The organism is Nonomuraea sp. NPDC001684 (assembly GCF_053596515.1).
The window spans coordinates 1-2810 of the sequence record NZ_JBSFGJ010000741.1 but is presented as its reverse complement, the minus strand read 5'-3'; the positions used below and the strand labels follow the sequence as shown (position 1 = coordinate 2810).

Genomic DNA, 2810 nt, shown 5'->3' with positions numbered 1-2810 from the left:
GGCCGCGCGGACCTTGTCCACCAGGGCGTCCAGCGCGGCGGCGTCGGAGACCTCGTAGCCGGTGGCCACCAGGTCGTCGGCGGGGCCCCCGGTGACGATCCAGCGGTGGGCCTTCTCGTCGGTGCGCAGGGTGAAGCCGCCGTCGGTCTTCTCGCCGAAGCGCATCCCCAGCAGCTCGACGGCGAAGTGCTCCCAGTCGGCGAGGTCGCTGACCTCGTAGACGACGTAACCGAGCTCCTTGACTCCGGACATCTCTCTTCGCCTCTCGGGTGACAGGTTCACGCGGGCACGGCCAGGCCGCTGACGTCGGCCGCGGCGACGAACTTGTCGGGACGGACGGCCACGGCGCGGGCGCCGTACCTGCGCAGCCAGGGCAGCAGGACCTCGTCGAGGTCGACCAGCTCCTCCGGTCCCTGCGTGTAGGCGGTCTTCGGCCGCACGGCGAGGTAGCGGGCGCCGAGCGCGTCCCAGCCGGCTCGCTCCTCCGCCGCCAGCAGGGTCGCCGGGTCGACGTCGTCGCCGAGCAGCACGAAGCCGTCGCCGAGCAGGTCGTCCAGGCGGGCCATCCGGCCGGTGGCGTCGCCGGCGACCGGCTGCGGGACCATCCGGCCGACGATGCTGGCGTCGCCCAGCGGCCCCCTGATCCAGCCGCCTTCGAGGACGGGCGGCGCGGTGAGCGGCGGCTCGTACGGCGTGACCGTGCCCTGGGGGACGGCGTTCATCGCGGCCTGCTCCTCCTCGGACAGCTCCTGCTTGATGACCCGTCCGAGCTGGACCGCGAGGCCGGTGTAGAAGGCGGTGTTCGGACGCCGTTCGGCCTCGTAGGTGTCCAGCCAGCTCTCGGGGAGCTCGCCCCTGATCACGCGGGCGAGCTTCCAGCCCAGGTTGTGGGCGTCGCGCATGCCGGACTGCATCCCGGCGCCGGCCCACGGCGGCATCAGGTGGGCCGCGTCCCCGGCCAGGAACACCCGGCCCTGGCGCCAGGTGTCGCACATCCGGACGTGGTGCTTGTAGAAGGCGTGCCGGTGGATCTCGACGTCCTGCTCGGTGACGCCCAGCGCCTTCAGCAGCGGCCAGACCTCGGCGCTGGTCGGGTAGTCCGCGGGGGACTCCTCCGGCTTGAGCGGGATCTCCCACCGGTGGTTGCCGGCGGAGAGCGCGATGTCGACGACCGGCCGCTCCTTGTCCGACCAGAACGTCAGGAAGTCGCGGTCGGGCCACCAGCGCTTGACGCGGCAGTCGATGACCACCCAGGTGACGTCGTTGGTGTCGCCCAGCAGGCGGCAGCCCACCTCGCCGCGGATCGTGCTGGCGCCGCCGTCGGCGGCGATGGCGTACCGGGCGCGGGTCGTGCGCGCCTGACCGGTCGCGGTGTCCGTGGCGGTGACGGTGACGCCGTCGGCGTCCTGGTCGATCCCCGTGACGTCGGCGCCGTAGTGGACGGTGATGCGGTCGCCGTGGTCCTGCGCGGCCGCGCGCAGCTCGGCCTCCATGGTCGGCTGGTAGATGTTGTAGAAGCGCGCCTTGCGGCCCAGCGTCGAGGGCGGGTGCTCGATCCGCATGATCTCCTGGCCACCGTAGGTGACCCAGCGCAGGGCCCGCTGGGGGTCGATCTTCTTCTCGATCCGCTCGTCGATGCCCAGGTCCTGGAAGATCCGCATCGTCCAGTCGTTGACGGTCACGGCCCGTGCCCGGGGGTAGATGTCCGTGTCCCGTTCCAGGGCGACGGCGGACACGCCGTACCTGGCGAGGGTGAGCGCGGCGATCACGCCGGTCGGGCCGTACCCGACGATCGCGACGTCCGCGTCGTAGCTGTCGGTCATGCGCTGACTCCGTTCTCGGCCGCCGGGGATCCGATGCGGCACTTTTGGACCAAACGTTCGGTCCAATTGTGAGGAGACTAACAACGACCTGCGGCGACGTGTCAAGACCTGTTCACGAACCGGTTACCCAGACCGCGTCCGCCCCCCGGCCGGACCGCCGGACGAGCCGCTGTGCCGGGGTCCCTAGAATTCGGCTGGTGGAGAAGTCGGCGCGGGAGGCGCACACCGGAAACAGCCGCGGCCGCCGGTCCCGGCAGGAGATCCTCGACGCGGCCGCCCGGGTGATGTCCGTGCGCGGCTACGCCGGGACGTCGATCTCGACGCTCGTGAAGGAGACGGGCCTGCCCAAGAGCGCCTTCTACCACCACTTCGAGTCCAAGGCGGGGCTGCTGTCGGCCGTCATGGCCCAGGGGGCGCGGGGCTTCTTCGAGGCCATGCGCGAGGCCCACCGCGACCCGCCGGCCGGCGGCACCCCCCGCGAACGCCTGGGCTGGTACCTGCGCCGGACCGGCGAGGTCTTCGTGCACCGCGAGGAGTTCCTCCGCCTGCTGCTGGTGCTGGTGATGAGCAACGAGGCCGCCGAGGCCCCGGAGGCGATGCGGACCGTCATCGACGTCCGCGCCGAGGGCCGCGACCTCATGCGGCACATGATCCGCTCGTCGTTCGCCGGCGAGGGCGAGGAGGCCGCGGACGCGGTCGCGGACGCCCTCGCCCACTTCGGCATGGCCGGATTCGACGGCGCCTTCGTCTCGCTCCAGTCCGGGGACGGCAAGCCGATCGCGGAGTTCATGGAGCAGCTCGCCGACGCCCTGGTGGCGATCGGCGAGTCACTGATCGCCGGCCGCCGGGGCGCGCCTGGCGGCTGACGGTCAGGCGGACCGCTGCTCGCGCCCGGCGGCGAGCGTGAGGGCGATGTCGACGATCATGTCCTCCTGGCCGCCGACCAGCCGGCGGCGGCCGCACTCCATCAGGATGCCGCGCACGTCG

At 72.2% G+C, this 2810-nt stretch carries 4 protein-coding genes; 1 reads left to right on the top strand and 3 read right to left on the bottom strand.

What is annotated here, in order from left to right:
- Window positions 1-252 (bottom strand): hypothetical protein (locus ACWCSD_RS51000; RefSeq protein WP_449926854.1); only part of this gene is annotated, 252 nt, incomplete at its 3' end.
- 26 nt (window positions 253-278) lie between these two features.
- Window positions 279-1823 carry a bifunctional 3-(3-hydroxy-phenyl)propionate/3-hydroxycinnamic acid hydroxylase gene (locus tag ACWCSD_RS50995; RefSeq protein ID WP_449926850.1) on the bottom strand — a complete coding sequence of 515 codons (1545 nt, stop codon included), beginning with the start codon at window positions 1821-1823 and terminating at the stop codon, window positions 279-281.
- A gap of 197 nt (window positions 1824-2020) precedes the next feature.
- On the opposite strand from ACWCSD_RS50995, the gene ACWCSD_RS50990 reads away from it, so the two are divergent.
- Entirely contained in the window at window positions 2021-2689 is a 669-nt protein-coding gene (locus ACWCSD_RS50990) for a TetR/AcrR family transcriptional regulator (protein ID WP_397162728.1), read from the top strand.
- A 3-nt stretch (window positions 2690-2692) separates the two neighbouring features.
- On the opposite strand, the gene ACWCSD_RS50985 is transcribed toward ACWCSD_RS50990, so the two are convergent.
- Window positions 2693-2806: a hypothetical protein gene (locus tag ACWCSD_RS50985; RefSeq protein WP_449926857.1), complete on the bottom strand. Its 114-nt coding sequence runs from the start codon at window positions 2804-2806 to the stop codon at window positions 2693-2695.
- Between the last annotated feature and the right edge of the window lie 4 nt (window positions 2807-2810).